This is a genomic window from Streptomyces sp. NPDC017520 (genome assembly GCF_044329855.1).
In the GTDB taxonomy this organism is placed as follows: Bacteria; Actinomycetota; Actinomycetes; order Streptomycetales; family Streptomycetaceae; genus Streptomyces.
Map to the genome: position 1 here is coordinate 253,844 of NZ_JBIRKB010000002.1, position 26,442 is coordinate 280,285.

Here is a 26,442-nt window from a genome sequence, read left to right on the forward strand (position 1 = left end):
GCGGGCCCGCCCGGCGAGCGGGAGGTGGTGCGGGGATGCGCCGGAGGGGGCGCGTCCGGTCAGCTCTTCTCGGCTGCCCCGGCTGCCCCGGCCGCTTCGGCGTTCTCGGCGGTGGCGTCCTTGCCGGGCGTGTCCTTGCCGGGCGTGTCCTTCTCCGCCCCGGCGTCCGGCTCGTCGGCGTCCGCCTTCGCGGGGCCGTCCTCGGCGGGGCCGTCCTGGTCGGAGTCCTTCGCGGGGGCGGCGTCCCGGTCGGGTTCGACGATCTCCTCGCGGCCCGGACGGATCTTCGCGGAGATCACGATGTAGACGACGGCGAGGACGAAGACGAGGATCGCGGTCCACACGTTCAGGCGGAGGCCGAGGATGTGGTGGGCCTCGTCGACCCGCATGTACTCGATCCAGCCGCGTCCCGCGCAGTAGGCGGCGACGTACAGCGCGAACGCCCGTCCGTGGCCGAGCCGGAAGCGGCGGTCGGCCCAGATGACCAGGAGCGCGACGCCGATGCACCACAGCGACTCGTACAGGAAGGTCGGGTGGTACGTCCCGGCGAGCCGGTTCGGGCCCTCGCTGATCTCCAGCGCCCAGGGGAGATCGGTGGGCTTGCCGTACAGCTCCTGGTTGAACCAGTTGCCCCAGCGGCCGATGGCCTGGGCGATGGCGATGCCCGGGGCCAGTGCGTCGGCCCAGGCGGGCAGGGGAATGCCCCGGCGGCGGCAGGCGATCCAGGCCCCGACCGCGCCGAAGGCGATGGCGCCCCAGATGCCGAGGCCGCCCTCCCAGATCTTGAACGCGTCGACCCAGTCCTCACCGTCGCTGAAGTACAGCTGGTAGTCGGTGATCACGTGGTAGAGCCGGCCGCCGACGAGGCCGAAGGGCACCGCCCAGACGGCGACGTCGGCCACGGTGCCGGCTTTGCCGCCCCGGGCTACCCAGCGCTTGTTGCCGAACCAGACGGCGACGAAGACGCCGATGATGATGCAGAACGCGTAGCCGCGGAGCGGGATCGGGCCGAGCTCGATCACGCCGGTCGACGGACTGGGGATGAAGGCAAGATTCATGGCGAGGTCGACGCTACCTTGCCGGGCGGTGGGTACGGCAAGCTCCCCGGCAACTTCTGGGTAACGGGGGCCGCCCTCACGGGCGGGTGCGGGGCGCGCTCAGGAAGCGGGCTCCGACGACGAGTCGGACGGGTCGGCCGGGGCGGACGGGGCGGCGGTGCCCGGCTTCTTGCCCTTGTTGGCCGCGGCGACCCACTTCTTCAGATTCTCCGGGGAGATCTGCTCCCCGCCCTTGCTCGGGAAGACGGACTCCCCGTTGAGCAGCACCGTCGGCGTGCCCTGGAAACCACCCTCGCGGAACGCCGTGTCGGACTTCTTCACCCAGCTGTCGTGCTCGCCGTCCTCCACACAGCTGCGGAAGCTTGGTGTGTCGAGCCCCTTGACCTCGCCGGCCAGCTCGATCAGCCGGCTGTTCTTGCCGAAGGCGTCGTCCGGCTCCGGAGGCTGGTTGGCGAAGAGCACGTCGTGGTACGGCGCGAACTTGCCGGCGTCCTGGGCGCACGCGGCGGCGTTGGCGGCACGCAGTGACCCGGTGCCGCCGAGATTGCCGTCGATGATCGTGGCCAGGTGGTACTCCACCTTGACCTGGCCCTCGTCCGCCAGCTCCTTGATGGTGTCCCGGAAGGCGGTCTCGAACTGGGCGCAGACGGGGCAGCGGAAGTCCTCCCAGATCGTGAGGGTGGACGGGGCGTCCGCGGCCCCGACCGGCACGGTCAGGGCGTCCTCGCCGATCGCGCCCGAAGGGGCGACCGCCGGGCCGGAGGCGGTGTCGCCGCCGTCGTCCTTGCCCGCGTTGGCCGCGATCAGGCCGACCACGGCGGCCAGGGCGAGCACCCCGACCACCGCCGAGGCGACGATCAGGGTCCGGCGGCGCTTCTCGCGCCCCTTCTCCCGCTCGCGCTGCTGGGCCAGGCGCTCACGCGCACTTCTGTTTCCCTCAGGGATCTTGTCGCTCACACCCGGGGAACGAACCGGGGAGGCACCTCCGCGCCTCCCCGGTCCACAATCCACCCATTCGGGTGATTCAAGGGCTCAGCGCTTTCGAACGCCCTCGGCCAGTTCGCCCGCCAGGGAGCGGACGGCGGCGAGACCGGCGGCCTCGTCGGGGGCGTCCAGCATGGCCTTGACGAAGGCCGAGCCGACGATCACCCCGTCCGCGAACCCGGCGACCTCGGCGGCCTGCGCCGCGTTGGAGACGCCGAGGCCGACGCAGACCGGGAGATCGGTGGTGGCGCGGGTGCGTCCCACCAGGTCCTGGGCCTGGGCGCCGACGGAGGCGCGGGTGCCGGTGACGCCCATCAGGGACGCGGCGTAGACGAAGCCGCTCCCGGCCGCCGTGATGGTGGCGAGGCGGGCGTCCTGGCTGCTGGGGGCGACGACGAACACGGTCGCGAGGCCGTGCTTGCCGGCGTGCTCGCGCCAGAGCGCGGACTCCTGGACCGGCAGGTCGGGCAGGATGCACCCGGCGCCGCCGGCCTCGGCCAGCTCGGCGGTGAAGCGCTCGACGCCGTAGCGGTCGATGGGGTTCCAGTACGTCATGACCAGGATCGGGACGCCGGTGGCCTCGTGCGCCTCGCGGACCGTACGCATCACGTCGGCGATCCGGACGCCGCCGCGCAGGGCGATGTCGTCGGCGGTCTGGATGACCGGACCGTCCAGGACCGGGTCGCTGTGCGGGAGCCCGATCTCGACGATGTCCGCGCCGCCCGCGATGACGGCCTTGACCGCCTCGATGGAGCCGTCGACGGTCGGGAAGCCCGCCGGGAGGTAGGCGATGAGCGCCGCCCGGTCCGCGGCCCTGGTGGCGGCCAGGGTGGTGTTCAACAGCTCGATGTTGCCGCTCACTTGACGTCCCCCTCGATCTCGGCGCGGTCGCTGTCGGCGTCCGCCTCGACGGCGGCGTCGGTGTCGTAGAGCCCGAAGTAGCGGGCGGCGGTGTCCATGTCCTTGTCGCCGCGGCCGGACAGGTTGATGAGGATCAGCCCGTCCTTGCCGAGCTCCTTGCCGAGGTCCAGGGCGCCGGCGAGGGCGTGGGCGCTCTCGATGGCCGGGATGATCCCCTCGGTCCGGGACAGCAGGCGCAGGGCCTGCATGGCCGCGTCGTCGGTGACGGCGCGGTACTCGCCGCGCCCGACGTCCTTGAGGTAGGCGTGCTCCGGGCCGATGCCGGGGTAGTCCAGTCCCGCCGAGATGGAGTACGGCTCGGTGATCTGGCCCTCGTCGTCCTGGAGGACGTAGGAGCGCGAACCGTGCAGGATGCCGGGCTCCCCCGCGGTGAGGGTCGCCGCGTGCTCGCCGGTCTCCACCCCGTGCCCGGCGGGCTCGCAGCCCACCAGGCGGACGTCGGCGTCGCGGAGGAAGGCGTGGAAGAGGCCGATGGCGTTGGAGCCGCCGCCGACGCAGGCGACCGCCGCGTCGGGGAGGCGGCCGGCGCGCTCCAGGATCTGGCGGCGGGCCTCGACGCCGATGACGCGGTGGAAGTCGCGGACCATCGCCGGGAAGGGGTGCGGGCCCGCGACCGTACCGAAGAGGTAGTGCGTGCGGTCCACATTGGCGACCCAGTCGCGGAACGCCTCGTTGATGGCGTCCTTCAGCGTCCGCGAGCCGGACTTCACGGCGACGACCTCGGCGCCGAGCATCCGCATCCGGGCCACGTTCAGCGCCTGGCGCTCGGTGTCGATCTCACCCATGTAGATGGTGCATTCGAGGCCGAAGAGGGCGCAGGCGGTCGCGGTGGCGACGCCGTGCTGGCCCGCTCCGGTCTCGGCGATGACACGGGTCTTGCCCATGCGCCTGGTGAGGAGGGCCTGGCCCAGCACGTTGTTGATCTTGTGCGAGCCGGTGTGGTTCAGGTCCTCGCGCTTGAGGAAGATCCGGGCGCCGCCGGCGTGCTCGGCGAAGCGCCGGACCTCGGTCAGCGCGCTGGGCCTGCCCGTGTAGTCGACCATGAGCTCGCCCAGCTCGGCGGCGAAGGCGGGGTCGGCCTTGGCCTTGTCGTACTCGACGGCGACCTCGTCCACGGCGGCGACGAGCGCCTCCGGGATGAACTTGCCGCCGTATGCGCCGAAATAGCCCTCGGCGCTGGGGATCAGACCCTCGGGGTCCGGAATGAAGAAGTCGGACGACATGCGACGTGCTCCTTGGCATGGCAACGGATGGATGCACCGTATGCGCGGAGCGGCGAGGGCCGCCGCGACCGGCATGCGGTCACGGCGGTGCGGTCCTACGTACGAGAAGAGCGGTGTGTCGTGCGGTACGTCGGCCGGGGCTCGCCTACAGCGCGGACCGCGCGCGCCATCGCATGCCGTTCACCTGGCCGGGCTCGTCGCCGATGACATACCGGACGCGCCGGCCGTGCACACGCCGGGCGGGGGCGCGGCAGCCTCGCGGCCTGCACCCGCGCGCCAGCGGGGCGTGCGGGTCCCGGGCCGAAGCCCCGGCGGGGCGGAGGCCCAGCCGGGTGCGGGGCACGGGACGGTCGGTCATGGTCGCTTCGTCCCCGGTCAGCCGCGGCCGTGGCGGAGCGCCGGGTGGGCGCCCGCGGCGACGAGGTCGGCGACGGCGGCGCGCGGGTCGCGGCCGGTGACCAGGGACTCGCCGACCAGGACGGCGTCGGCGCCCGCGTTGGCGTACGCGATCAGGTCGTGCGGGCCCCGGACGCCGGACTCGGCGACCTTGACGATGTGGTCGGGGATCTCGGGGGCGACGCGCTCGAAGGTGGAGCGGTCGACCTTGAGGTCCTTCAGGTTGCGCGCGTTGACGCCGATGATCTTGGCTCCGGCGTCCACGGCGCGTTCCGCCTCCTCCTCGTCGTGCGCCTCGACGAGCGGGGTGAGCCCGATCGACTCGGCGCGCTCGATCAGGGAGACCAGGGCCTCCTGGTCGAGGGCGGCGACGATCAGCAGGGCGAGGTCGGCGCCGTAGGCGCGGGCCTCCCAGAGCTGGTACGAGGTGACGATGAAGTCCTTGCGGAGGATCGGGGTGTCGACCTTGGCGCGGACGGCCTCCAGGTCGGCGAGCGAACCGCCGAAGCGGCGCTCCTCGGTGAGCACCGAGATGACGGACGCGCCGCCCGCCTCGTAGTCCGCGGCGAGCGCGGCCGGGTCGGCGATGGCGGCGAGGGCCCCCTTGGAGGGGGACGAGCGCTTGACCTCGCAGATGACGGTCACGCCCTCGCCGCGCAGGGCGGCGACTCCGTCCTTGGCCTGGGGAGCGCGGGCCGCGCGCTCCTTCAGCTCGTCGAGGCTGACGCGCGCCTGCCGCTCCGCGAGGTCGGCGCGAACGCCGTCGATGATCTCGTCGAGCACACTCACGCGAGCGGCCCCCTTCCGAACGGTTGACGGTGGACTGGATCAGCCCTGTCGATGGTATCCGCAGGATGCCCCGGGGCTCGCATCCGGCCACGTCGCATCCCACTTCCTGGTCACTCGGGGGGCCGGAGCCGAGCCTTTCAGGGGGCCAGGGCCGAGCCGAACGGCAGATTCCGGACCACGGTGAAGAGCAGCAGGACGGCGCCCACGCCCCACCACCAGACGGGTGCGAGACCGATGCGCAGGGGCTGTCCGCGCCAGGCCCGGAGCAGCCAGAGGGCCCAGACCGCGGCGAAGAGGAAGTAGCCGACGGTGGCGATCGCGTTGGCTTCGAGTGCCGCGCCGAGGTCTCCGTGGATGAAGGCGTGGGCGCTGCGCAGCCCGCCGCAGCCGGGGCAGAGGACGCCGGTCAGCTTGAGCAGCGGGCAGACCGGGTAGTGGCCGGACTCGTTGGGGTCGACGGCGCCGACGTAGGCGAAGGCGCCTGCGACGGCGGCGAGGATGCCGATGGGGGTGGCCAGCCGGCGTACGCGGCCCGGCGGGCCGCCTGCCCAGCTCGTCGGGCCGCCCGCCCAGCCCGGCCGGCTGCCCACCTGGTCCGTCGGGCGGCCCGCCCAGCCCGTCCGGCGTTTGAGGACGGAACCGTGGCCTTGGGGGCCGGGCACCTGCGAGGGCCCCTCGCCCTGGGGACCTGTGAGCTCCGGGCCCATCCAGGCGAGGGTTCCGTCCTCAAACGCCGGACGGGCTGAAGAGGCGAGGGTTCCGTCCTGGTCGGACGCCGGGCGGGCTGGAGCGGCGAGGGTTCCGTCCTCGTCGGACGCTGGGCGGGCTGGGACGGGACGGGCCATGTCGGGGGTCGGGCAGACCGTCAGCGGCATGGGTCCGTGACCCGGCGGGGGCCCCGTTTCCGGGTCCGGGGGCTGGGCGGCAGAGGGGGTAGGCGAGGCGTCCACCCGCTGATTGTCCCCCGCCGACGCGAAAAGGCGCAGCCCCGGGTGCGGGCTGCGCCTGTCGGCGTGTCGGTCGCCGGGACGGGCCGGCGACCGGGTCAGTGGGAGATCTGCGCCCGCCCGGCGCGCTCCCTGGCCTCGATCAGCTCGGCCGACTCCTTCGGCATACCGAGGCCGGCCACCTTCATGGCGAGGCCCACGAGACCGCCGGCGAAGATGACGGCGATACCGGCCCAGAAGCCGAGCGGGTTGGCCGCGACCATGAAGACGCCTGCGACGCAGAAGCCGATGAAGGCGATGATGACACCGGTCCAGGCGGCCGGGGTGTGTCCGTGGCTCGTGCCCGCCATGAGTTGCTCCTCGTTGGTGTTGCGCCGTGGGTGGCGCTGTACGTGTGGCCGCCGCCCGGGGACGGCTCGGGTTCATTGTCCCGTACGGGACCGTGAGAGGTGATCGTGGGGTCAGGCCTCGCGCGTCGGGTCCTCGCCGCGGTCCAGGGCCTTCCACAGGTCCTCGGGCCTGTCCGGGTCGGCGGTGGGGCGGGGCGCCTTGCCGGGGCGGGGGGTGCCGTCGCGCTCGTACTTTCCGGACATGGCGGGCCAGCGGCTGCCGTAGCGCAGGGCGAGGAGCCCGGCCAGCAGGATCAGCAGGCCGCCGGCGGCGGTGACGTAGGGCCAGGCGGTGTAACCGATGGCGTGGATGGTGGCCGCCGCGTCGCCGGTGGTCCTGGCGGCCTCCTCGTCGAGGGCCGTGCTGTCGGAGCCGCCGGCCCAGGCGCTGAGCGTCGCTCCGAGGCCGCTGAGGGCGAGGAGCGCGGCGACGATCCGGCGGCCGACGCCGCGTACGGCGAAGACGGCGACGAGAGCGGCGAGGCCGACGACGGCCAGGGCGGCCGGGACGCCGGTGACGTCCTGGCCGTCGACGGTCAGCGGGAGGGCGCCGCCGCCGGTGGCCGCGTCGCCCTCGGCCCAGGTCTGCCCGGAGGCGAGGAGGACGACGGTCGCGCCGGCCGCGCCGAGGAGCAGACCGGCCGCGAGACTGCGCCGGCTCCCTGCGGAGTCGGGCGCGGCGCCGGACGCGGAGTCGGCGGTTCGGGCACGGGGCTGGGGTACGGGGACAGCACTCACGCCCTCCACTATCCCCTACCGCCCCGACGCCCGTGGAGCCGGTCGGCCGTCAGCGGTTCAGCGGTCGTGGAGCCGGTTGGCCGTATGGACGGCGCGGAGCACGGCCGCCGCCTTGTTGCGGCACTCGGTGTCCTCGGCGACCGGGTCGGAGTCGGCGACGACCCCGGCTCCGGCCTGGACGTACGCGGTGCCGTCACGGAGGAGGGCGGTCCGGATGGCGATGGCGGTGTCGGAGTCCCCGGCGAAGTCGAGGTAGCCGACGCAGCCCCCGTACAGGCCGCGGCGGCTCGGTTCCAGTTCCTCGATGATCTGCATGGCGCGGGGCTTGGGGGCGCCGGAGAGGGTGCCCGCGGGGAAGCAGGCGGTGAGCACGTCGAAGGCGGTGCGGTCCTCGGTGACGCGGCCGGTGACGGTGGAGACGATGTGCATCACGTGGGAGTAGCGCTCGATCGACATGAAGTCGACGACCTCGACGCTGCCGGGTTCGCAGACCCGCCCCAGGTCGTTGCGGCCGAGGTCGACGAGCATCAGGTGCTCGGCGCGCTCCTTGGGGTCGGCGAGGAGTTCGTCGGCCAGCGCCTGGTCCTCCTGCGGGGTGGCGCCCCGGTGCCGGGTCCCGGCGATCGGGTGGACCATGGCCCGGCCGTCCTCGACCTTGACGAGGGCCTCGGGGCTGGAGCCGACGACGTCGAACCCGTCGAAGCGGAAGAGGTACATGTACGGGGACGGGTTGGTGGCCCGCAGCACCCGGTAGACGTCCAGGGCGCTCGCCGTGCACGGGGTCTCGAAGCGCTGGGAGGGGACGACCTGGAAGGCCTCGCCCGCCCTGATGCGCTCCTTGATGTCCACGACGGCGTCCCTGTAGGCCTCGCCGCCCCACAGTGCGGTGTACGGCGGCAGCTCGGACGGGGGCAGAACGGCGGGGGCGTTCTCGACCGGGCGGCGCAGGTCCCGCTCCATCGCGTCGAGGCGGGCGACGGCGTCCGCGTGCGCCTCGTCGACGCCGGTGTCGAGGTCGTTGTGGTTGATCGCGTTGGCGATCAGCAGGACGGTGCCGTTCTGGTGGTCGAGGACGGCGAGGTCCGAGGTGAGGAGCATGGTCAGCTCGGGCAGCTTCAGGTCGTCGCCGCCGTGCTCGCCGATCTTCTCCAGACGGCGTACGACGTCGTAGCCGAGGTAGCCGACCATGCCTCCGGTGAAGGGCGGAAGGCCCGCGTCGCTCACCAGGTCGCGGGGGGTGTGGAGGGTCTCGACGGTGGCGCGCAGGGCGTCCAGCGGGTCGCCGGCGACGGGAACGCCGACGGGCGGGGTGCCGAGCCAGTGGGCCTCGCCGTCGCGGGCGGTGAGGGTGGCGTCACTGCGGACGCCGATGAAGGAGTAGCGCGACCAGGTCCGGCCGTTCTCGGCGGACTCCAGGAGGAAGGTGCCGGTGCGTTCGGCGGCGAGCTTGCGGTACAGGCCGACGGGGGTGTCGCCGTCCGCGAGGAGGCGGCGGCTGACGGGGACGACGCGCCGGTCGACGGCCAGTTTGCGGAAGGTGTCGAGATCCATGGCCGGACCTTAGCTGTCGAGGAGGGGCAGGGCGTCGGCATCGAAACAGGTGCGGTCGCCCGTGTGACAGGCGGCGCCCGTCTGGTCGACCTTGACGAGGACGGTGTCGGCGTCGCAGTCCAGGGCGACGGACTTCACGTGCTGGACGTGACCGGAGGTGTCGCCCTTGACCCAGTACTCCTGACGGCTGCGCGACCAGTAGGTGCAGCGGCCCGTGGTGAGGGTGCGGTGCAGTGCCTCGTCGTCCATCCAGCCGAGCATCAGCACCTCGCCGGTGTCGTACTGCTGGGCGATGGCCGGGACCAGGCCGTCGGCGCCGCGCTTGAGGCGGGCGGCGATGGCCGGGTCGAGGCTGCTGGCGGGCGGCGTGGCGCCGGGCGTGCTCGTCATGGGCCCATTGTGCCGTGGCCGCGAGGGCTTCCCGGGCGGACGTCCACTGGGCGGACCAGGGGTGACGGTCGTACGCTGGCGGGCATGTCGACCCATGCGAAGCGTGAACGTCTTCTGCTCGCCGATCTGTTGGAAGCGGCCGGCCCCGAGGCCCTCACCCTGTGCGACGGCTGGAAGACCCGCGATCTGGCCGCCCATGTGGTGGTTCGCGAACGTCGCGCGGACGCGGCGGGCGGGCTGCTGGTGGGCGCGCTGAAGGCCCGGCTGGAGCGGGTGCAGGCGGAGTTCGCGGCGAAGCCGTACGAGGAACTGATCCAGCTGATCCGCACCGGCCCGCCCCGGTTCTCCCCGATGTCCCTCAAGCAGATCGACGAGGCGGCGAACACCGTCGAGTTCTTCGTCCACACGGAGGATGTGCGCCGGGCCCAGCCCGACTGGTCGCGCCGCGAGCTGGACCCCGTCTTCTCCGACGTGCTGTGGTCCCGGACCGAGAAGACGGCCCGCCTGCTGGGCCGCAGGTCACCGGTGGGGCTGGTGCTGCGCCGCCCGGACGGCCAGACGGCGGTGGCCCACAAGGGGACGCCGGTGGTGACGGTGACCGGGGAGCCCGCCGAGCTGCTGCTGTACGCGTTCGGCCGGCAGGACGCGGCGGACGTCGAGGTGGAGGGCGACCAGGCGGCGGTGGAGCGGCTGAGGGCGGCCGAGCTGGGGATGTAGGCCCCAGGTTCCGGGGGGCCGGGGGTGCCGGGGGCTCCGGGAGCGCCGGGTCAGGAGGGGCGCCGGGTCAGCGGGGGCTCCGGGTCAGGAGGGGCGCCGGGTCAGCGGGGCAGTTCGGCGCGGCGGAGTGCGGTGAAGGCGAGGCCCGCTGCGCCGCCCGCCGCGCACACCGCGGCGCTGACGGCGTAGACCGGCCCGGTGCCCCAGAGAGCGATGGCGGCCCCCGTGACGGGGTAGCTCAGCGGGATCAGCGCGTAGGTGAAGAGCGTCGACACCGAGGTGACCCGGCCCAGGTACGCCGGGTCGGCGGCGGTCTGGACGAGGGCGGCGCCCAGCGCACCGGCCAGCCCGATGGAGAGGCCGACGAACGCGGCGGTCGCGGCGGCGAGGGCCACCGAGGGGGCCTGGGCCAGGCCGGCGATGCCCGTCGCGCCGACGAGGACCGTCAGGCACATCACCCGGCCCGCGTGCGGCACCCGGCCCCGGACGGCGAGGAGGAGGGCGGACCCGGCCGCGCCGGAGGCGAATCCGGCGACGATCCAGCCCATGCCGGCCGCACCCCAGCCGCGCTGCTCGGAGAGCAGGATCAGCCCGAGGTTGAGCGGCCCGACGAAGCCGAGCTCGCTGAGGGCTATGACGATCATCAGCGGGCCGAGCACGGGGTGGCGGCGGACGTACCGGAGCCCGCTGACCAGGTCCTGCCAGGCGTTCGGTGTCCTCCCGGTGTCCGTCGACGCCTCCTGCGCCTCGGCCGTCCCGTCCACCGGCTCGGGCAGCGGGCCGACCCGCAGGCGCAGGAGCAGCGGCAGGGAGAGGGCGAAGAGAACTCCGGCGGCGGCGAAGGCGAGCGCGGGGCCGCCCGCGGCCACGGCGACCCCGCCCAGCGGCGCGCCGACGATGGAGGCGCCGCGTGCGGCGAGTCCGCGCAGGCCCTGGATCCGGGCGAGCTGGCCCGGAGGGCTGATCCGGGGCGGCAGGGCTCCGACGGCGGGCAGGAACAGGGCGTCGACCGCGCCGAAGAGCAGGGCGACGGCCACCAGGACGCCCACCGTGGGCCCGGTGAGGACCAGGGTGGCGGCGAGCCCGAGGACGAGCAGCGCACGGGCCGCGTCGCTGCCGATGACGACGCGGCGGGGCCCGAGCCGGTCGGCGAGCACTCCCCCGCCGAGCATCAGGAGGGCCCGGGGTATGGAGCCGGCGGCGAGGACCAGGCCGGTGCCGGAGGCGCTGCCGGTGCGGGCGGCGGCCCAGGCGAGGGCCATGAAGTAGATGCTGTCGCCGATCATCGACGCGCTGTACGCGCCGAGCCAGCGCAGGACGTTGGGGTCGCGGTGGGCGGGGCGTTCGGGGGCTTCCGCGGCGGTGACGGTCATGCGGTTCGTCCTCTCGGGCGGAGTGACGGGCGGAGTGACGGGCTCAGGGGCGGAAGGGGAATCCGTACGTGTGCAGGGCGACGCTCTCGCGGCCCTCCGTGTCGCCCGCTTCCTCGCGGGCGCGGCCCGCTTCCTCGTAGCGGTCGATCAGCGCGCCCATCTCCCGGCCGAGGGCGGCCAGTTCCTCCGCGGTGAGGCGCAGGAGGTTCTCCGCGCTCCAGGAGGCGCCGCGCCATTCCGCGTCCCAGGTGTGCCGTGTGTCCTGGTGGGCCCGGTAGAGCTCGACGTGCTGCTCGAAGGACATCCGGCCGGCGGCGGCATAGACGGCCGCCTTGTCCGGCGCGTCGTCGAAGTCCGTGTCGCTGAAGGTCAGCCCTCGGGAGGACGGCTGCCACCAGCGCTCCCGGCCGTCGGTGCCCTGGCCCTCGGCCGGTTCGATCAGTCCGTGGTCGGCGAGCTTGCGCAGGTGGTAGCTGACGAGGGAGACCGCCTCGTCGACCTGGTCGGCGAGCTGGGAGGCGGTGGCGGTGCGCTTGATGTGCAGGGCTCGGTAGAGCTTCAGGCGCAGGGGGTGGCCGATCGCCTTGAGGGTGTCGAGGTCGGAGACGCGGTGTCGCTCTTCGCTGGGCATGACTCGACCGTAGACGCACAGGAAAAGTTGCGCAAGAATAATTGCGCAATATTTATTGTGGAGTTCGCCAGGTGCCGGTTCTTCAGGTGCCGGCCCTTCAGGTGCCGGCCCTTCAGGTGCCGGCCCTTCAGATATCGGCCCTTCAGGTGCCGGCCCTTCAGGTGCCGAGCAGCCGCCGCGCCGCCAGGGCGAGCGAGACCTCGACCGCGTCCCGGGGGCGGGTCAGGCAGCGGCCGGTGAGCTGTTCGAAGCGGCGGAGGCGGTTGAGGACGGTGTTGCGGTGACAGTAGAGCTTGGCGCCCGCCCGCTGCGCCGAGCCGTCCGCGTCCAGCCAGGCGGTGAGGGTCTCCACGATGACGTCGCGGTCGGCGGGGTCCAGCCGGCCCAGCGCACCCAGCACCCGGTCGGCGAGCGCCCCGGCGAGCGCCGGGGACGACACGACCAGGGCGTCCGGGAGGTGCTCGTCGAGCAGGACGGTCCCCCCGGACGCGGGACAGGCGCGCAGCGCGGTCTCCGCCAGCCGCCGGGCGTCGCCGAGGGCGGCCAGGCCCTCGACCGCGGAGCCGATCCCGGCCCGGACGCCCGCCGGTACGTCCAGCGCGGCGGCCAGTGCTCTCAGCTCGCCCGACGGGCCCGCCAGCGGCAGGATCGCGAACTCGGCTTCCGGGCCCGGGTGCCAGAGCGCCGGGGCGTCCGGGCCGCCGGGCAGCGTCAGCGGCGGGCGGGCGGCGGACCCCGGACCGCGCGGGGCGGCGGCCACCGCGAGCACGGCGTACCGGCCCTGCTCCGGCAGGCCCAGCATCGCGGCCGCCTCGGCGAGGTCGGCGATCCGGGCGGTCCCGTCCAGCAGGGCCGCGACCATGAGCCGCTGCCGGTTCTCGCGCCGCCAGGACAGGCGCCGCTCGGCCTGCCGGTAGGCGTCCGCGACGATCCCGCAGTGCTCGTCGACGAAGTTCCACACGTCGGCGGCGACATGGACGAGCAGCCGTACGTCGTCGGGGTCGCGCCTGGCGGTCTCGTCCACGAGGTCCTGCCAGACCATCGCGCCGCCCATCCGGAAGGCGTGCAGGACGGCGTCGAGCGGCACTCCCTGCTCGGCGCGGGTCTCACCGATCCAGCGGGAGGTGCGGTGGGCGGACTCCCGGAACTCCCGGGGCTGGATCAGGGAACCGACGTTGTGCCGCAGCGAGTGGTGGACCTCCTGCCAGACCTCGGCCCGGCCGGATTCGATGGCCGCCCGGTAGCCCGGCTCCTGGACGTACAGGGCCTCGACGAGCCGGTCGGTGAGGGCCGGCAGTGAGGCGACGAGGACCCGGGCGGCCCGGTGCAGCACCTCGACGGCCTCGCGGTCGGCCAGGGACCGGAAGCGGTGCGGCAACGGCGTTACCGGGGACGGGCGGTGCGGCGCCCCGATCCGCGAACGTACGACCTGTGGCATGGCGGCCTCCACCGGGAATCGACCGGCCGCGCGAGCGGCGGGCCCGGCACTCGCGGCCCGGGCGGGGCGCGAGCGCGGCGACACGATCCTGACGCCCGCAGAATGACATACCGCCCAGTCGGTACCTAGGGGTCTGCGCGGAACTCGTCATCACGGTCTCGCAACCGACCACGTCCAGGTCCGCGTCGCACTCGGCGAACAGGTCCGATTCCTCCCGACCGCTCCCAGCCCTTCCGAGGGCTCCGGGTCCTCCCCGGCGGGTATGCCCCTCACCCGCGGTGCGGAGACGGTCCGCCGCAGCGGACGAAGCGCGGCTGCCGTGCTCGGGACCAGCATGGACGTCATGACGCCAACGCCCCCGCCCCTCCCCGCCTCCGCGCCCGTCTGGGCTCGCCGCGCCGCCCACGCGATCGCTCTGTGCGCCGTCCCGTCCGGCCTGTGGCGCATCGCCATGGCTACCGGTGTCCCTGTGGGCTACAGCGACCAGGTGCTGCGGGACGTCTTCGACATCCCGGGCTGGGGCATCGCGTACGTCGTCGGCCTCTCCGTCCTCGCCGAGCTGGCCGCGCTTTTTCCGCTGCTGCTCGTCAGCGACCGGTGGCGACCGCTCCACCCGAGGGTCCTCGCCCCGCTGGCCTGGGCCGCCTCGGGCGCCCTGGTCCTGGTGGCGTTGTGGCAGCTCGTGGTCGCCGTGACCGTCGAGAGCCAGACGTACCTGTCGAGCGGTACGGCACAGACGGTCTGGGGCCTCGCCTTCGCTCCGCTGTTCGCCATCCCGGCCCTGATGACCGCGGTGACCTGGTCGTACGCCAAGCGGCACCGGGCACGGGGACAGGCGCGGCCGCTGTCTCGCCGTTGACGTCGACCACACCCCTGCCGGCCGCGTGAACGGTCCTGCGGGTCAGTACACCGGCCCCAGCAGCCGGGCCAGTTCGGTGCGGGAGCGGATGCCGAGGGCGGCGAAGACGTTGCGGAGGTGGTGGTCGACCGTGCGGGGGCTGAGCGACAGCCGCAGCGCCACTTCCCTGTTGGTGGCCCCCTCGGCGACGCAGCGGGCGATGCGCAACTGCTGGGGGGTGAGCGCCGCCAGCGGTCCGTCCGCCGTGTTCCGCGGGGTTCCGACCGGCTCCCCCGCCGCCCGCAGCTCCCCGGCCGCCCGGTCGGCCCAGGCACGGGCCGAGCAGCGCTGGAAGGCGACCAGGGCGTCCCGCAGCGGGCCGCGGGCCTCGCGGGTGCGCCGACGGCGGCGCAGCCACTGCCCGTACAGCAGGTGGGTGCGGGCCCGTTCGAAGTCGCCGCCCGCCCGGCCGTGGTGGGCCAGGGCCTCGGCGTAGCGGGCGTCGGCCTCGTCGGCAGGGGCCAGGAGGGCCCGGCAGCGCGCCAGTTGGGCGGGCGCCCCCGGGTCGGCGGTCCGGGCGGTCCAGGACGCGAACGCGTCGACGGCGGCGTGGAGTTCACGGGACTCCTCGGGCTGTCGGCCGCCCAGCACGGCGGCCTCGACCCAGCAGGGCACGGCGAGCATCCGGGCGGCGAAGTGGCCTCGGCCGGGGCCGGTCCCGACGAGGGGGGCCAGCCGGGCGGCCGCCTCGCCGGGCCGTCCGGAGGCCAGGTCCGCGCGGGCCCGTGCCCAGGTGGCGAGGGTGACGGCCTGGGCCAGCCCGTGCGGCCCCGCCCCGGTCAGCGCGGCGTCGGCGTGCGCGGCGCACGCCTCGGCGGGCCCCGCCACGGAGGCGGCGAGGGCGAGGACGGCGTGCAGATGGGCGGAGCTGTTGGGCTGCCCCGTACGGCGGGCGGCGTGCAGCCCCTCCAGGGCGTGGGCCCGCGCACCGGCGTGGCGCCCGGCCCGCAGTTCCGCGTAGGCGAGGTGTTCGAGCGCCTGGGGCAGCAGCGCGTCGGGGCCCCTGGTCCGTACGGCGGCGAGCGCGCGGGCGCCCGCGCGGCAGGCGGCGGCGACGTCCCCGAGAACCAGTGCCGCGACCCCGGCCCGGAGCAGCGCGGCCGGGGCGCCGGGGTCCCCGGCGGGGTCGAGGCAGTGGCGGAGCAGGGTGTGACCCTCGGCGGTGCGGCCCGCGAGCACGGCGCACATGCCGGCCCGGTAGTGCTCCAGGCCCGCTTCCAGCGGGGTGCGGGCGAGACGGTTCATGGCGTCGAGACAGCCGAGCGCGTCGCCCGCCGCCCAGGCGGCCTCGGCCGCGCCGAGGAGGGCGTCGAGGGTCCGGCGGGGATCGTGCGGGCCGAGCAGCGCGGCGGCGGCGAGCAGCGCTTCGTGGGCGTCCGCCGCCGGCCCCGAGCGCAGGGCCAGCATGCCGTGGACGTAGGGGGCGAGGCCCCGCGCGGGCTCGGGGGCCGGTCCGGCCGCGCCGGGCGCCCGGGGTCCGGTCCTGGCCAGCAGCGCCCGGGCCAGGGCCGGGTCGCCCGCGAGCCCCGCCTGCTCGGCCGCCGCGGCGAGGCGGGCCGCCCGCTGCGCCGGTTCGGTGGAGAGGAGAGCGGCGCGGGCCAGGGCGGCGGAACGTTCGGCGTGCGGGAAGGGGGCTCCGGCGGCCGCTTCGAGCCGGGCGGCCAGCGCGGCGTCCGGCCCGGGCGCGGCACAGGCCCGCTGGACGAGGGCGGCCAGCGGGGCGGGTGGGGGTGCGGTGGCCGGGGCGTCCGGAGGGGGCGCGGAGGAGGCTCCCGGGAAGACCCGGTCTCCGGCCTCCGTCAGCAGGGTGGCGAGCAGTTCGTGGGCGGCGCGGCGGTGGGGCCAAGGGGCGTGGTGGAGTACGGCGCGGGCGACGAGGCGGTGGGCGAAGTGAACGCGGCTGCCCGCCCGTTGGAGGAGGCCGTCGGTGACCGTGGTGCCGAACAGGGCACGGTCCAGGAAGTCCCGGGGCAGTCCGCGGCGGGTGCCCGCGCGCAGCAGGAGCAGGGCATCCGCCCCGGCGCCCTCCGGCTCGTGCTCCTGGGCCGCGGCGGCGAGCAGGAGCAGGGTGCGAGTCCGGTCCGGGAGGCCGTCGAGCCGTTCGGCGTGGGCGGCGAGCACCGCTTCGCCGCCGGGCAGGGGGTAGGGCAGCGGGGTGCGGCCGGCGAGCTGGTCCGGGGTGAGGCGTCCGGTGAGCCCGGCGAGCAGGCGTGGGTTTCCGGCCGCCTCACGGAGCAGCTCGGCCCGCACGACCGGGTCGACCCCCTCCGTACCGGGGACCGCACCGGGGACCGCGCCGATTCCGAAGGCCGCACCGGGGGCCGCGCCGAAGGCCGTACCGGAGGCCGTCCCGAGGCTCGTGCCAGGAGCCGCCCCGAGGGCCGTCCCGCCGGTCAGCCGGTCCAGGAGCGCCGAGGCCGCGCCCTCGTCCAGGGGTGCGAGGTGGAGCGTGGGCAGTCCGGCGAAGGCGGTGCCGTCGGCGGCCGAGAGCAGGACGGCGGTCCGGCTGCCCGGGCCCAGCCCGCGGGCCGCGAGGGCGAGTGCGGACCTGGACGCCGGGTCCCAGGCGTGCGCGTCGTCGGCGCAGACCAACAGGGGGTGCCCGGCGCCCGGTTCCCGCAGTCGGCGGGCGAGCGCCTCGGGGGCGATGACCGGGTACGGGGCGGCGGGCGGCAGGCCGGTGGTGAGGGGCGGGCCGAGCGGGGCGACCGGCCCGCCACCCGGCACGGACCGTCCGGTGGAGGCGGCCGTGGCGTACAGCACGGGGCCCCGGCCCCGGTGTGCGTCGGCGGCGGCGCGCAGCAGCGCCGTACGGCCGAGACCGGGCGGCGCGGCCAGCACGAGCGCACCTCCGTCACCCCGCCACAACAGCTCCAACAGGCTTTCCAGAGCGGCGAGTTCATCGTCCCGGCCGTACAGCCGGAGCGGACTGGGCACGGTCGTCGATGGGGTCACACCGGCACCGTACGGTCGCGTCGGCGAGGGTGGAAGCGCCGCGTCCAGGTACCCGGCGGCGACGGCCAGGTGCGGTGCGCGGTCCCAGCCGGAGCCCTGCCGCGCTGTGCCGGAGCACAGCGCGGCAGGGCCGGCGGACGCCGGGATTACGCGGTGTGCGGGCAGTTGCCCCGGTACTCCGCGATGGTCAGGCTCGGCCGCGGGAGCGGGCAGAGGAACTGCTCGTAGCGGGTGTCGTTGTCGATGAATCGCTTCAGCCAGGAAATGCTGTACTTCGCGATCGTCGTGTTGGAGCTGTTCGGCGTGAAGTGCGAGGCGCCGCGCAGTTCCAGGTACGCCTTGTCCAGGGAGCCGGGCAGCGACTCGTAGAACGGCTCGGAGTGCGTGGCGACAGAGGCGACCGTGTCACCGTCCGCACCCACCACGAGGGTGGGCGTGCGCAGTTCGGGCCAGGTCTTGTCGGTGTTCCAGCCGGTCAGCGGGATCGCCGCCTTCAGCGAGGTGCGGCTCTTGGCCGCCTCCAGGCTGCCGCCGCCCCCCATCGAGTGGCCCATCACCCCGAGCCGGGAGGCGTCGACCCGGGTCCGCACCGAGCTGCGCTGGGTCAGGTAGTCCAGAGCGGCGAGGAGTTGGCGGCCCCGGCTGTCGGGCTGGTCGAGCGTGGTGTTGGTGTCGATGGTGAAGACCACGAAGCCCTGGGACGCCAGGCGCGGGCCGAGCCAGGCGATGGAGGACTCGTAGGCGGTGAAGCCGGGCGAGATGACGACCGCACCGAAGGTGCCGTCGGCGGTGGACCTGGGGTAGTAGATGGTGCCGCCGCCGAACCCGCTCACGGCGAGCGAGGAGACGGAGGTCTGCGAGGTGGCGTAGGAGCCGCGGCTCGCCTCGATGGAGGCGTTGGTGGGGGCGGGGCCGCGCTCGTAGGGGTTGTCGGCGGCCTGGGCGCCCGGGACCAGGGCGGTCATCAGGAGACCTGCGGTGGCCGCGGCGGCGGTCAGCAGACCGGCGAGCGCCCGGGGGCGGCTCGGGCGCGGGGGGACGGTGCCGGAGGGGAGGCGCTGTTGCACGGGGGGATCCTCTCGGTGGTGGCGGAACCGCACCACGCGAGGCCCACGAAGCCCGTCGTCCGGGGGCTCGGGGTGCGCCGCGTGGCCGCCGACGTCGTCCGTCGGTGGTCGCCACTCTCGGGCCGCGTCCCGTGAACACGCATCGGCGGTATCACCGGCCTCGGGCGGGCCGGTGATACCGCCGGTTCTCCTCCGTGCTCAGCGGACCGGGTGACCCGCTTCCCGCAGGGCGCCCTTGACCTCGGCGATCCGCAGGTCACCGAAGTGGAAGACGGACGCGGCGAGCACCGCGTCCGCCCCGGCCTCGATCGCCGGGGCGAAGTCGGCGAGCCGGCCCGCGCCGCCGGAGGCGATGACGGGGACGGTGACGTGCTTGCGCACCGCCTCGATCATCTCGGTGTCGTAGCCGTCCTTCGTGCCGTCGGCGTCCATCGAGTTGAGCAGGATCTCGCCCGCGCCCAGCTCGGCGGCCCGGTGGGCCCACTCGACGGCGTCGATGCCGGTGCCCTTGCGGCCGCCGTGCGTGGTGACCTCGAACGTGCCGTCCGGGGTGCGGCGGGCGTCGACCGAGAGCACCAGGACCTGGCGTCCGAACCGTTCGGCGATCTCACGGATGAGGTCGGGGCGGGCGATGGCGGCGGTGTTGACGCCGACCTTGTCGGCCCCGGCGCGCAGCAGCTTGTCGACGTCGTCGGGGGTGCGGACGCCGCCGCCGACGGTGAGCGGGATGAAGACCTGCTCGGCGGTGCGGCGGACCACGTCGTACGTCGTCTCGCGGTCGCCGCTGGAGGCGGTGATGTCGAGGAAGGTCAGCTCGTCGGCGCCCTCGGCGTCGTACAGCTTGGCCATCTCGACGGGGTCGCCCGCGTCGCGCAGGTTCTGGAAGTTGACGCCCTTGACGACCCGGCCGTTGTCGACGTCCAGGCAGGGGATGACCCGTACGGCGAGGCTCACTTCGCGCCTCCCCGGTAGGCCTCGACCTCGACCTCGACGACCAGGCTCGGGTCCACGAAACCGGACACGATGATCATGGAGGCGGCGGGGCGCACGGCGTCGAACAGCTCCTTGTGGGCGCGGCCGATGTCCTCCACGTCCCGGGCGTGCGTGAGGTACATGCGGGTGCGGACGACGTCCTCGCGACCGAGGCCCGCCTGCTCCAGCGCGGCGAACGCGACGTCGAAGGAGGTGATCGCCTGCTCGTACGGGGAGCCCGCGGAGATCTGGCCGTTGACCACGGAGGTGCAGCCGGCGACCAGGACGAGCCCGTTGGGGAGTTCGACGGCGCGCGAGTAGCCGAACTTCTCCTCCCAGGGCGCGCCGGTGGAGATCCGGCGTACGGCGGAAGCGGAATCGGTCATGCGGCGACCGCCTTGAGGGCCTCTTCCAGCGTGAACGCCTTCGCGTACAGCGCCTTGCCGACGATCGCGCCCTCGACGCCTTCGGGGACGAGGAGGGAGATGGCGCGGAGGTCGTCGAGGGAGGAGACGCCGCCGGAGGCGACGACCGGGCGGTCGGTGGCGGCGCAGACGTCCCGCAGCAGCCCCAGGTTGGGGCCTTCCAGGGTGCCGTCCTTGGCGATGTCGGTGACGACGTAGCGGGCGCAGCCCTCGGCGTCGAGGCGGGCGAGGGTCTCGTAGAGGTCGCCGCCGTCGCGGGTCCAGCCCCGGCCGCGCAGGGTGGTGCCGCGGACGTCGAGGCCGACGGCGATCTGGTCGCCGTGCTCGGCGATGACCTTGGCGACCCACTCCGGGGTCTCCAGGGCGGCGGTGCCGAGGTTGACGCGGCGGCAGCCGGTGGCGAGGGCGGCGGCGAGCGAGGCGTCGTCGCGGATGCCGCCGGACAGCTCGACCTTGATGTCCATGGCCCCGGCGACCTCGGCGATCAGGGCGCGGTTGTCGCCGGTGCCGAAGGCGGCGTCCAGGTCGACGAGGTGCAGCCACTCGGCGCCGGCGCGCTGCCAGGCGAGGGCGGCCTCCAGCGGGGAGCCGTAGGAGGTCTCGGAGCCGGACTCGCCGTGGACGAGGCGCACGGCCTGGCCGTCGCGGACGTCGACGGCGGGGAGCAGTTCAAGCTTCGGCATTACAGCGTCTCGATCCAGTTGGTCAGCAGCTGGGCGCCGGCGTCGCCGGACTTCTCGGGGTGGAACTGGGTGGCCCACAGCGCGCCGTTCTCCACGGCGGCCACGAATCGTTCGCCGTGCGTGGCCCAGGTGACCTTGGGGGCACGGATCTTGGCGTTGGTCACTTCGAGGGACCAGTCGTGCGCCGCGTAGGAGTGCACGAAGTAGTACCGCGCTTCGGCGTCCAGGCCCGCGAAGAGCCGGGAGTCCTCGGGGGCCTCGACGGTGTTCCACCCCATGTGCGGGACGACGTCGGCCTTGAGCGGGCCGACCGTGCCGGGCCATTCGTCCAGGCCCTCGGTCTCCACGCCGTGCTCGATGCCGCGCTCGAAGAGGATCTGCATCCCGACGCAGATGCCCATGACGGGACGGCCGCCGGAGAGCCGACGGCCGACGATCCAGTCGCCGCGGGCCCGCTTGAGCCCGTCCATGCAGGCGGAGAACGCGCCGACGCCGGGGACGAGGAGCCCGTCGGCGTTCATCGCGCGGTCGTAGTCGCGGGTGATCTCGACGTCCGCGCCGACATGGGCGAGGGCCCGCTCGGCGGAGCGGACGTTGCCGAAGCCGTAGTCGAAGACGACGACCTTCTTCTTGGCAGCCGATGTGCCAGCCGATGTTTCAGGCGATGTGCCAGTCGATGTGTCAGTCACAGCGTGCCTCTCAATCCCACAGTCCCTGGATCCGCAGGATGCCCGCCACCAGGCACATCACGGAGCCGATCGACAGCAGCGCGATGACGCCCTTGGGCATCCCCTGCTTGGCGAAGGAGTAGACGCCGCCGGCCAGGAAGAGGCCGACGACGATCAGGATGGTGTTGAGGCCGGTCACAGGGCGCCCTTCGTGGAAGGCAGGATGCCGGCGGCGCGCGGGTCGTGCTCGCTGGCGTACCGCAGGGCGCGGGCGAGCGCCTTGAACTGGCACTCGACGATGTGGTGGGCGTTGCGCCCGTACGGCACGTGGACGTGCAGGGCGATCTGCGCCTGGGCGACGAAGGACTCCAGGATGTGCCGGGTCATCGTCGTGTCGTACTCGCCGATCATCGGCGCCATCTTCTCGGGCTCGGTGTGCACGAGGTAGGGGCGGCCGGAGAGGTCGACGGTGACCTGGGCGAGCGATTCGTCCAGCGGGACGGTGCAGTTGCCGAAGCGGTAGATGCCGACCTTGTCGCCGAGGGCCTGCTTGAAGGCGGCGCCGAGCGCGAGGGCGGTGTCCTCGATGGTGTGGTGGCTGTCGATGTGCAGGTCGCCCTCGGTCTTGACCGTGAGGTCGAAGAGGCCGTGGCGGCCGAGCTGGTCGAGCATGTGGTCGTAGAAGCCGACCCCGGTGGCGACATCGACCTTGCCGGTGCCGTCGAGGTTGATCTCGACGAGCACGGACGTTTCCTTCGTGGTGCGTTCCACGCGGCCTACGCGGGGGCTCATGCGTCGTGCTCCTTCTTCAGTTCGCGTACCGCATCGAGGAACGCGTCGTTCTCTGCCGGGGTTCCCGCGGAGACCCGCAGCCATCCCGGTACGCCGTTGTCCCGGACCAGGACTCCCCGGTCGAGGATCTGCTGCCAGACGGCGTGGCTGTCGTCGAAGCGGCCGAACTGGACGAAGTTGGCGTCCGAGTCGGTGACCTCGTAGCCGGTGGCGCGCAGCTCGGCCACCAGCCGGTCGCGCTCGCTCTTGAGCTGCGCGACGTACCCCAGCAGCGTATCGGTGTGCTCCAGGGCGGCGAGGGCGGTGGCCTGGGTGACGGAGGAGAGGTGGTACGGCAGCCGTACCAGCTGGACCGCGTCGACCACGGCCGGGTCGGCGGCCAGGTAGCCCAGGCGGAGCCCGGCCGCGCCGAACGCCTTGGACATGGTCCGGGAGAGGACCAGGTTGCGGCGGCCCTCGATCAGCGGGAGCAGCGAGGCGTGGTGGCTGAACTCTCCGTAGGCCTCGTCGACGACGACCATCGAGGGGCCGGCGGCCTGGGCGGCGTCGTACAGGGCGAGGACGGTCTCCGCGTCGACGGCGGTGCCGGTGGGGTTGTTGGGCGAGGTGATGAAGACGACCTCGGGCCGGTGCTCGGCGATGGCGGCGCGGGCGGCGTCCACGTCGATGGTGAAGTCCTCGCCGCGCGGCCCGGAGATCCAGCCGGTGCCCGTGCCCCGGGAGATCAGGGCGTGCATGGAGTACGAGGGTTCGAAGCCGATCGCGGTGCGACCGGGCCCGCCGAAGGTCTGGAGCAGCTGCTGGAGGACCTCGTTGGAGCCGTTGGCGGCCCACACGTTGGCCGTGCCGACCTCGTACCCCGCCGTGCGGGACAGGTAGCGGGCCAGCTCGGTGCGGAGCTCGACGGCGTCCCGGTCGGGGTAGCGGTTGAGGCCGCGGGCGGCCTCGCGGACCCGCTCGGCGATCCGGTCGACCAGCGCCTCGGGGAGCGGGTAGGGATTCTCGTTGGTGTTGAGGCGTACGGGGACGTCGAGCTGGGGTGCTCCGTACGGGGACTGGCCGCGCAGTTCGTCGCGGATGGGGAGCTCGTCCCAGGGGTTGCGCGGGGTGGTGCTGCCGTTCGTCACTGCTGCGGAACCTTCCAGCCGAACCTTGCCTTGAGCGCGGCGCCGTGGGCGGGGAGGTCCTCCGCCTCGGCGAGGGCCACGACGTGGTGGGTGACCTCGGCGAGCGCGTCGCGGCTGTAGTCGACGATGTGGATGCCGCGCAGGAAGGACTGCACGGACAGACCCGAGGAGTGGCAGGCGCAGCCGCCGGTGGGCAGGACGTGGTTGGAGCCGGCGCAGTAGTCGCCGAGCGAGACCGGCGACCAGGGGCCGACGAAGATCGCTCCGGCGTTGCGGACCCGGTCGGCGACGGCGGCCGCGTCGGCGGTCTGGATCTCCAGGTGCTCGGCGCCGTACGCGTCGACGACCTTGAGGCCGTCCTCGATGGAGGAGACCAGGACGATGGCGGACTGGCGGCCGGCGAGGGCGGGCTCGACACGGTCGGTGATGTGCTTGGTGGCGGCGACCTGGGGGACCAGCTCGGCCTCGGTGGCGGCGGCCAGCTCCTCGGAGTCGGTGACCAGGACGGCGGCGGCCATCGGGTCGTGCTCGGCCTGGCTGATCAGGTCGGCGGCCACGTGCGCCGGGTCGGCGGTGGCGTCGGCGAGAATCGCGATCTCGGTGGGCCCGGCCTCGGCGTCGATGCCGATGCGGCCCTTGAGGAGGCGCTTGGCGGCGGCGACGTAGATGTTGCCGGGGCCGGTGACCAGGTTGACCGGGAGGCAGTCCTCGGTGCCGTACGCGAACATCGCGACGGCCTGGGAGCCGCCGGCGGCGTACACCTCGTCGACGCCGAGCAGGGCGCAGGCGGCGAGGATCGTGGGGTGCGGCAGTCCGCCGAAGTCCTTCTGCGGCGGGGAGGCGACGGCGACGCCCTCGACGCCCGCCTCCTGGGCCGGGACGACGTTCATCACGACGGAGGAGGGGTAGACCGAGCGCCCGCCGGGGACGTAGAGCCCGACGCGCTCGACGGGCACCCACTTCTCGGTGACGGTGCCGCCGGGGACGACCTGGGTGGTGTGCGTGGTGCGGCGCTGCTCGCGGTGGACGAGGCGGGCGCGGCGGATCGACTCCTCAAGTGCTGCCCGGACGGCCGGATCCAGCTCCTGGAGAGCGCGGGAGAGGGCGTCGGCGGGCACCCGGACCGACTCGATCCGGACACCGTCCAGCTTCTCCCCCCAGTCGATCACTGCCGCGGAGCCACGATGGCGCACGTCCTCGCAGATGGGCCGCACCGTCTCCAGGGCGGCTTCCACGTCGAACTCGGCACGGGGCAGCAGGTCGCGCAGGGCGGCGCCCTCGGGGAGGACGTCACCGCGCAGATCGATTCGAGAGATCACACGGCAATTCTCTCAGACCGCTCGGAGCGGCCGGTCGCCCGTATCACTGGCTGATACCGGACGTCCGTACCAGTGGCCGATACGTGTCTCGGCCATGTCCGGCTGTCACTGCTGACCGCTAGCTTTCACAGCGTCACACGGAGGGAAGAACAGCACTACAGCATGTGTGCACGGAGGGAGCGGCCGTGACCGAGCCGCACGAAGGCGATATCCCGGACGGCCTCAGCGCAGCGGAGCTGGGCATGTGGCAGTCCTTCCGCAACGGGACCACCTACGACTTACGCAGCTACGACCCGTCCCACAACGACCCGTTCGCCCCGCAGCTGTGGGGGCCCGAGCGGAGCGTCGGCGCGCGCACGGTGGCGCGGCTGCTGCTGAGCGGCCCGCCGGCCCGGCCCGGCCGGGTGGCGGCGCTGAAGCTCCGGGGGGTGCGGATCACCGGAAAGCTGGACCTGGCGGGCGGCCGGGTGGCTCCGTACGTGGAGCTGACCGGCTGCCGCTTCGAGCAGGAGGTGGTGCTCCCCGAGTGCCACTTCACGACCTTGCGGCTGGTGGGGTGCGCGCTGCCCCGGCTGGAGGCCGCGCGGCTGCACACGGAGGGCGATCTGCATCTGCCGCGCTGCCGGGTCGACCGGGGCATCCGGCTGACCGACGCCCAGATCGGCACGGACCTGCTGATCAACCAGCTCAGCGTCGGCCCGGACCGACACGGTCGGGCCGTCGTCGGGGACGGCATGGCGGTCGCCCAGGACCTCCAGGCCGAGATGATCGAGACGCTCGGCGAGCTGAGCCTGCGCGGGGCGAAGATCGGCGGTTCGCTGAGCCTGCGCGGCAGCCGGCTGCGCGCCGCGGAGGACCGTCGCGCGCTGAACGCCCCGCAGCTGACGGTGGAGCGCACGCTCTACATGACCGAGGCGTGGGTGAGCGTCGACACGGGGAACCAGGGCACCACTCCCCCGTACGGCGTGGTCTACGCCCCGACGCCGGCGCGCGGCACCCGCTCGCAGATCTTCGAGTGCCGGGGCGGGGTGCGGCTGGACGACGGGCGGTTCGGGGACGCGGTGGACCTGCACAAGGCCCGGTTCACCATGACCCGGCAGGAGGAGCTGTCGCTGCGCCGGATCGTGACGCCGGAGCTCCGGTTCAACGCGGAGCGCCCGGAGGAGGGCCGGGTCGTGCTGAACGGCGCGAAGGTGGTGACCCTGATCGACCTGTCGACGAGCTGGCCGGGCCCGGGCGGTCTGGCGATGGGCGGTTTCGTCTACGAGAACCTCGTCCCCTACGGCCACTTCCCGCTCTCCCGCAGGCTGGAGTGGGTGCAGGCCGCGACCCCGGAGTACGTCCCCGAGCCGTACGAGCGGCTGGCCACGGTGATGCGCAGTTGCGGCGAGGACGCGGACGCGCGCGAGGTGCTGCTGGCCAAGCAGCGCCGCCGCCGCGAGACGCTGCCGCCCGCCGCGAAGGCGTGGGGCTACCTCCAGGACTGGACGGTGGCGTACGGCTACCGGCCGGGGCGGGCCGCGGTGTGGATGGCGGTGCTGTGGGCGGCGGGCACGGCGGCGTTCGCGCAGCACGTTCCGGCCTCCATCAAGGGCGAGGAGCACCCGCAGTGGAACCCCGCCCTGTACGCGCTGGATCTGCTGATCCCGGTGATCAACCTCGGGCAGGACGGCTACTGGCGGATGGAGGACGCCTGGCAGTGGGCCGCGGCCGGCCTGGTGCTGGTGGGGTGGATTCTGGCCACCACTGTGGCGGCGGGGGCGTCCCGGATGCTGCGCAGGGGCTGACCCCGGGAGCTCTTCACGGGGTCGTGGGCGGTCGGGGCCAGGGCCCCGGCCGCCCGCACCCCGCGACCGGAGGGACGGGCGAGCGTCACGGGAGGGTGCGATCCAGCCAGCGAAGGGCATTTCCTTTGCCCTTTCTTGACCCGGTCCGATACAACCCATTCACTCGGCACAGAAGCTTCACAGCACACCTCTGGCGCGGCCCTC

Annotated in this window: 27 protein-coding genes; 3 read left to right on the forward strand and 24 right to left on the reverse strand. The window is 73.8% G+C overall.

The annotated features are described in order from the left end of the window. Positions 1-59: 59 nt before the first annotated feature. The 11 genes from lgt to hisI form a co-directional block, all read right to left on the reverse strand. Entirely contained in the window at positions 60-1,058 is a 999-nt protein-coding gene (gene lgt / locus ACH4KB_RS05205) for a prolipoprotein diacylglyceryl transferase (RefSeq protein ID WP_398063730.1), read from the reverse strand. A gap of 99 nt (positions 1,059-1,157) precedes the next feature. Continuing rightward, the gene (locus ACH4KB_RS05210; protein WP_398063732.1) at positions 1,158-2,015 is read right to left on the reverse strand and encodes a DsbA family protein; all 858 of its coding nucleotides are present in this window, start codon (positions 2,013-2,015) and stop codon (positions 1,158-1,160) included. A 75-nt stretch (positions 2,016-2,090) separates the two neighbouring features. Continuing rightward, positions 2,091-2,903: a tryptophan synthase subunit alpha gene (gene trpA, locus ACH4KB_RS05215; protein ID WP_398063734.1), complete on the reverse strand. Its 813-nt coding sequence runs from the start codon at positions 2,901-2,903 to the stop codon at positions 2,091-2,093. After that, complete coding sequence (trpB, locus tag ACH4KB_RS05220; RefSeq protein ID WP_398063736.1) at positions 2,900-4,186, reverse strand: tryptophan synthase subunit beta; 1,287 nt, start codon at positions 4,184-4,186, stop codon at positions 2,900-2,902. Before trpB ends, trpA begins: the two co-directional genes overlap by 4 nt. A gap of 145 nt (positions 4,187-4,331) precedes the next feature. Next, positions 4,332-4,544, reverse strand: coding sequence for a tryptophan biosynthesis modulator TrpM (gene trpM / locus ACH4KB_RS05225; protein WP_398063738.1), 213 nt, complete (start codon positions 4,542-4,544; stop codon positions 4,332-4,334). A gap of 17 nt (positions 4,545-4,561) precedes the next feature. Next, positions 4,562-5,371: an indole-3-glycerol phosphate synthase TrpC gene (gene trpC, locus ACH4KB_RS05230; RefSeq protein WP_010064524.1), complete on the reverse strand. Its 810-nt coding sequence runs from the start codon at positions 5,369-5,371 to the stop codon at positions 4,562-4,564. A 137-nt stretch (positions 5,372-5,508) separates the two neighbouring features. Then, positions 5,509-6,078, reverse strand: a complete 570-nt coding sequence (locus ACH4KB_RS05235) for a DUF2752 domain-containing protein (RefSeq protein WP_398063740.1) — start codon at positions 6,076-6,078, stop codon at positions 5,509-5,511. A 338-nt stretch (positions 6,079-6,416) separates the two neighbouring features. Beyond that, positions 6,417-6,668: an HGxxPAAW family protein gene (locus ACH4KB_RS05240; RefSeq protein ID WP_018957525.1), complete on the reverse strand. Its 252-nt coding sequence runs from the start codon at positions 6,666-6,668 to the stop codon at positions 6,417-6,419. Between the two features lie 111 nt (positions 6,669-6,779). Beyond that, positions 6,780-7,454 carry a TIGR02234 family membrane protein gene (locus tag ACH4KB_RS05245; RefSeq protein WP_398063742.1) on the reverse strand — a complete coding sequence of 225 codons (675 nt, stop codon included), beginning with the start codon at positions 7,452-7,454 and terminating at the stop codon, positions 6,780-6,782. 48 nt (positions 7,455-7,502) lie between these two features. Beyond that, a complete protein-coding gene (locus tag ACH4KB_RS05250; protein ID WP_398063744.1) occupies positions 7,503-8,996 on the reverse strand; it encodes an anthranilate synthase component I in 1,494 nt (497 codons plus the stop codon). A gap of 9 nt (positions 8,997-9,005) precedes the next feature. Beyond that, the gene (gene hisI / locus ACH4KB_RS05255) at positions 9,006-9,386 is read right to left on the reverse strand and encodes a phosphoribosyl-AMP cyclohydrolase (RefSeq protein WP_361867406.1); all 381 of its coding nucleotides are present in this window, start codon (positions 9,384-9,386) and stop codon (positions 9,006-9,008) included. A gap of 84 nt (positions 9,387-9,470) precedes the next feature. On the opposite strand from hisI, the gene ACH4KB_RS05260 reads away from it, so the two are divergent. Further along, positions 9,471-10,103 carry a TIGR03085 family metal-binding protein gene (locus ACH4KB_RS05260; RefSeq protein ID WP_398063746.1) on the forward strand — a complete coding sequence of 211 codons (633 nt, stop codon included), beginning with the start codon at positions 9,471-9,473 and terminating at the stop codon, positions 10,101-10,103. A 101-nt stretch (positions 10,104-10,204) separates the two neighbouring features. Here ACH4KB_RS05260 and ACH4KB_RS05265 read toward each other — a convergent pair whose 3' ends face one another. The 3 genes from ACH4KB_RS05265 to ACH4KB_RS05275 all read right to left on the reverse strand — a co-directional run bounded on the left by ACH4KB_RS05265 (position 10,205) and on the right by ACH4KB_RS05275 (position 13,545). Next, entirely contained in the window at positions 10,205-11,476 is a 1,272-nt protein-coding gene (locus ACH4KB_RS05265) for an MFS transporter (protein ID WP_398063748.1), read from the reverse strand. A 43-nt stretch (positions 11,477-11,519) separates the two neighbouring features. Continuing rightward, positions 11,520-12,107 (reverse strand): ArsR/SmtB family transcription factor, encoded by a 588-nt coding sequence (locus ACH4KB_RS05270; protein WP_398063750.1) that lies wholly within the window; start codon positions 12,105-12,107, stop codon positions 11,520-11,522. 157 nt (positions 12,108-12,264) lie between these two features. Beyond that, a complete protein-coding gene (locus ACH4KB_RS05275) occupies positions 12,265-13,545 on the reverse strand; it encodes a PucR family transcriptional regulator (RefSeq protein WP_398063752.1) in 1,281 nt (426 codons plus the stop codon). A gap of 334 nt (positions 13,546-13,879) precedes the next feature. Here ACH4KB_RS05275 and ACH4KB_RS05280 point away from each other — a divergent pair, with 334 nt between their 5' ends. Continuing rightward, on the forward strand, positions 13,880-14,404 hold the full coding sequence (locus ACH4KB_RS05280; RefSeq protein WP_398064640.1) for a hypothetical protein: 525 nt from the start codon (positions 13,880-13,882) through the stop codon (positions 14,402-14,404). 42 nt (positions 14,405-14,446) lie between these two features. Here ACH4KB_RS05280 and ACH4KB_RS05285 read toward each other — a convergent pair whose 3' ends face one another. From ACH4KB_RS05285 to hisD, 10 genes are all read right to left on the reverse strand, one after another. Continuing rightward, positions 14,447-17,398 (reverse strand): LuxR C-terminal-related transcriptional regulator, encoded by a 2,952-nt coding sequence (locus tag ACH4KB_RS05285; protein WP_398063754.1) that lies wholly within the window; start codon positions 17,396-17,398, stop codon positions 14,447-14,449. 146 nt (positions 17,399-17,544) lie between these two features. Next, positions 17,545-18,465 (reverse strand): alpha/beta hydrolase, encoded by a 921-nt coding sequence (locus ACH4KB_RS05290; protein WP_398063756.1) that lies wholly within the window; start codon positions 18,463-18,465, stop codon positions 17,545-17,547. Positions 18,466-18,663: 198 nt separating this feature from the next. Next, positions 18,664-19,419, reverse strand: coding sequence for an imidazole glycerol phosphate synthase subunit HisF (hisF, locus tag ACH4KB_RS05295; RefSeq protein ID WP_398063758.1), 756 nt, complete (start codon positions 19,417-19,419; stop codon positions 18,664-18,666). After that, entirely contained in the window at positions 19,416-19,823 is a 408-nt protein-coding gene (locus ACH4KB_RS05300; RefSeq protein ID WP_398063760.1) for a RidA family protein, read from the reverse strand. The genes hisF and ACH4KB_RS05300 overlap by 4 nt, the downstream gene beginning before the upstream one ends. After that, positions 19,820-20,545, reverse strand: coding sequence for a bifunctional 1-(5-phosphoribosyl)-5-((5-phosphoribosylamino)methylideneamino)imidazole-4-carboxamide isomerase/phosphoribosylanthranilate isomerase PriA (gene priA, locus ACH4KB_RS05305; protein WP_265602183.1), 726 nt, complete (start codon positions 20,543-20,545; stop codon positions 19,820-19,822). The genes ACH4KB_RS05300 and priA overlap by 4 nt, the downstream gene beginning before the upstream one ends. Further along, positions 20,545-21,234 (reverse strand): imidazole glycerol phosphate synthase subunit HisH, encoded by a 690-nt coding sequence (gene hisH, locus ACH4KB_RS05310; RefSeq protein WP_398063762.1) that lies wholly within the window; start codon positions 21,232-21,234, stop codon positions 20,545-20,547. Before hisH ends, priA begins: the two co-directional genes overlap by 1 nt. Positions 21,235-21,244: 10 nt before the next feature. Then, positions 21,245-21,412 (reverse strand): hypothetical protein, encoded by a 168-nt coding sequence (locus ACH4KB_RS05315; RefSeq protein ID WP_398063764.1) that lies wholly within the window; start codon positions 21,410-21,412, stop codon positions 21,245-21,247. Continuing rightward, on the reverse strand, positions 21,409-22,005 hold the full coding sequence (hisB, locus tag ACH4KB_RS05320; protein WP_015607963.1) for an imidazoleglycerol-phosphate dehydratase HisB: 597 nt from the start codon (positions 22,003-22,005) through the stop codon (positions 21,409-21,411). The genes ACH4KB_RS05315 and hisB overlap by 4 nt, the downstream gene beginning before the upstream one ends. Then, positions 22,002-23,132 carry a histidinol-phosphate transaminase gene (locus tag ACH4KB_RS05325; protein ID WP_398063766.1) on the reverse strand — a complete coding sequence of 377 codons (1,131 nt, stop codon included), beginning with the start codon at positions 23,130-23,132 and terminating at the stop codon, positions 22,002-22,004. Before ACH4KB_RS05325 ends, hisB begins: the two co-directional genes overlap by 4 nt. Beyond that, the gene (hisD, locus tag ACH4KB_RS05330; protein WP_398063768.1) at positions 23,129-24,451 is read right to left on the reverse strand and encodes a histidinol dehydrogenase; all 1,323 of its coding nucleotides are present in this window, start codon (positions 24,449-24,451) and stop codon (positions 23,129-23,131) included. Before hisD ends, ACH4KB_RS05325 begins: the two co-directional genes overlap by 4 nt. A gap of 185 nt (positions 24,452-24,636) precedes the next feature. Here hisD and ACH4KB_RS05335 point away from each other — a divergent pair, with 185 nt between their 5' ends. After that, positions 24,637-26,238 carry an oxidoreductase gene (locus tag ACH4KB_RS05335; RefSeq protein ID WP_398063770.1) on the forward strand — a complete coding sequence of 534 codons (1,602 nt, stop codon included), beginning with the start codon at positions 24,637-24,639 and terminating at the stop codon, positions 26,236-26,238. The last annotated feature ends 204 nt before the right edge of the window (positions 26,239-26,442 follow it).

What these genes read in the sequence shown, in the direction of transcription:
- lgt (WP_398063730.1), bottom strand. Translation starts at nt 1,058, where the DNA reads ATGAATCTTGCCTTCATCCCCAGTCCGTCGACCGGCGTGATCGAGCTC.
- trpB (WP_398063736.1), bottom strand. Translation starts at nt 4,186, where the DNA reads ATGTCGTCCGACTTCTTCATTCCGGACCCCGAGGGTCTGATCCCCAGC.
- trpM (WP_398063738.1), bottom strand. Translation starts at nt 4,544, where the DNA reads ATGACCGACCGTCCCGTGCCCCGCACCCGGCTGGGCCTCCGCCCCGCC.
- ACH4KB_RS05235 (WP_398063740.1), bottom strand. Translation starts at nt 6,078, where the DNA reads ATGGGCCCGGAGCTCACAGGTCCCCAGGGCGAGGGGCCCTCGCAGGTG.
- ACH4KB_RS05240 (WP_018957525.1), bottom strand. Translation starts at nt 6,668, where the DNA reads ATGGCGGGCACGAGCCACGGACACACCCCGGCCGCCTGGACCGGTGTC.
- ACH4KB_RS05250 (WP_398063744.1), bottom strand. Translation starts at nt 8,996, where the DNA reads ATGGATCTCGACACCTTCCGCAAACTGGCCGTCGACCGGCGCGTCGTC.
- hisI (WP_361867406.1), bottom strand. Translation starts at nt 9,386, where the DNA reads ATGACGAGCACGCCCGGCGCCACGCCGCCCGCCAGCAGCCTCGACCCG.
- ACH4KB_RS05260 (WP_398063746.1), top strand. Translation starts at nt 9,471, where the DNA reads ATGTCGACCCATGCGAAGCGTGAACGTCTTCTGCTCGCCGATCTGTTG.
- ACH4KB_RS05265 (WP_398063748.1), bottom strand. Translation starts at nt 11,476, where the DNA reads ATGACCGTCACCGCCGCGGAAGCCCCCGAACGCCCCGCCCACCGCGAC.
- ACH4KB_RS05270 (WP_398063750.1), bottom strand. Translation starts at nt 12,107, where the DNA reads ATGCCCAGCGAAGAGCGACACCGCGTCTCCGACCTCGACACCCTCAAG.
- ACH4KB_RS05275 (WP_398063752.1), bottom strand. Translation starts at nt 13,545, where the DNA reads ATGCCACAGGTCGTACGTTCGCGGATCGGGGCGCCGCACCGCCCGTCC.
- ACH4KB_RS05280 (WP_398064640.1), top strand. Translation starts at nt 13,880, where the DNA reads ATGGACGTCATGACGCCAACGCCCCCGCCCCTCCCCGCCTCCGCGCCC.
- ACH4KB_RS05300 (WP_398063760.1), bottom strand. Translation starts at nt 19,823, where the DNA reads ATGACCGATTCCGCTTCCGCCGTACGCCGGATCTCCACCGGCGCGCCC.
- priA (WP_265602183.1), bottom strand. Translation starts at nt 20,545, where the DNA reads ATGCCGAAGCTTGAACTGCTCCCCGCCGTCGACGTCCGCGACGGCCAG.
- hisB (WP_015607963.1), bottom strand. Translation starts at nt 22,005, where the DNA reads ATGAGCCCCCGCGTAGGCCGCGTGGAACGCACCACGAAGGAAACGTCC.